Origin of the sequence: Sedimenticola hydrogenitrophicus (assembly GCF_025175675.1) — a bacterium.
Taxonomy (GTDB): Bacteria; Pseudomonadota; Gammaproteobacteria; order Chromatiales; family Chromatiaceae; genus Sedimenticola; species Sedimenticola hydrogenitrophicus.
Window position 1 is genome coordinate 1 of the sequence record NZ_JANIOA010000098.1, and the last position, 1,557, is coordinate 1,557.

Consider the following 1,557-nt stretch of genomic DNA (forward strand, 5'->3'; position numbering starts at 1 on the left):
CCGAATGGCACTTGGATAAGCGTAAGCAATTGATATAAAGGGGAAAGAGGCTGGTTCTGGTGATATGATGCAAGTCGCCTAACCAACAGCAATCAACCGGATAACCAGCCTCAATGCATCTTAGCCAAAGCACCTTGTCACATCAACAAAAGCGTATCCGTCATCATGCGGTAAATAGCGATTCTTATACCTTCTTTAATCAGCTCACCGGCCCGGATTTCCTTGAACAGGTAGAGTCTTTATTGCCTGAACACAGAGAGCGTTTATTTCCACCCACAGAAACACTCTCCATGTTTCTCGCCCAGGCAATGAATGAGGATAGCTCCTGTCAGAAGGCAGTCAATGATGCCGCTATTATACGATTGCGCGGTGGGCTGCCGCTCTGTAGCACCAACACAGGCTCCTACTGTCAAGCGCGCCAGCGCTTGCCCTTGGAAATGATCAAATCTCTTGCCTGCTACACCGGCGTTACGATGGCTGCCAACACCCCTGGTATCTGGCATTGGCGGGGTCGGCCAGTGAGGCTGGTTGATGGCGCCACTGTCTCCATGCCGGATACGGAAGAAAACCAGTCAATCTATCCGCAACCCAGCAGCCAGAAGCCCGGGCTGGGTTTTCCCATCTGCCGCCTAGTCGGCATCATCTGTCTTGGCAGCGGCGCATTACTCAACACCGCTATCGGCCCTTGCAGAGGAAAGGGTGGTGATGAGCAATCATTACTCCGAAGTCTGTTGGATACCCTGAATCCAGGTGACATCATCATGGGGGATGCCTTTTATGCCACCTATTTTCTACTCTGCGCACTGCAGGAAAAGGGGGTTGATGCGGTCTTTGAGCAGCATGGCTCGCGCAAACGCAGTACGGACTTTCGCTTGGGCAAACGGTTGGGTAAGCAGGATCATTTGATCACCTTGGAAAAACCGAAGTGCAGGCCAGACTGGATGAGTCAGGAGGCTTACGATCAGGCGCCAGATCGCCTATTGGTACGGGAATTACACACGGGGGGTAAAACCCTGGTAACCACGCTGCTTGATTCAAAGACTGTCAGCAAAGCGGACCTCAAGGCATTCTATCAGGGTCGCTGGAATGTCGAGGTCGATCTGCGCCACATAAAAACCACACTGGGCATGGAAATCTTGAGTTGTCGCACACCGGAAATGGTGGAAAAAGAGATCTGGGTCTATCTGTTAGCCTATAACCTGATTCGCGTAATGATGGCACAAGCCGCTTTACTGTCAGACATTCTCCCACGGCAACTCAGCTTCAAGCATGCTTTGCAGTTGTGGGTAACTTGGTTAGCGGCTTCCAGAGAGGGTTATGACGATCATCAATTGACTGAGGTATTTTTTTTGATGGCCCAGCAAAAAGCGGGGAAACGGCCTGGCCGTATTGAACCAAGAGCGGTGAAACGACGACCGAAACCCTTTCCTCTCTTGACCAAGATAAGAGGAGTAGCAAGAGAAGATGTTAAGAAAAATGGTCACCCGAAAAAGATGAAATAACCATCATGATTTCAGACGGATGACTAATGGGCCTATGCTTATCCAAGTGCCATTC

The 1,557-nt window shown here is 50.5% G+C and carries 1 protein-coding gene; it reads left to right on the top strand.

What is annotated here, in order from left to right; all coding sequences use genetic code 11:
• The first annotated feature begins 113 nt into the window (after positions 1–113).
• Positions 114–1,502 carry an IS4 family transposase gene (locus NPX02_RS21080; protein ID WP_260296035.1) on the top strand — a complete coding sequence of 463 codons (1,389 nt, stop codon included), beginning with the start codon at positions 114–116 and terminating at the stop codon, positions 1,500–1,502.
• The last annotated feature ends 55 nt before the right edge of the window (positions 1,503–1,557 follow it).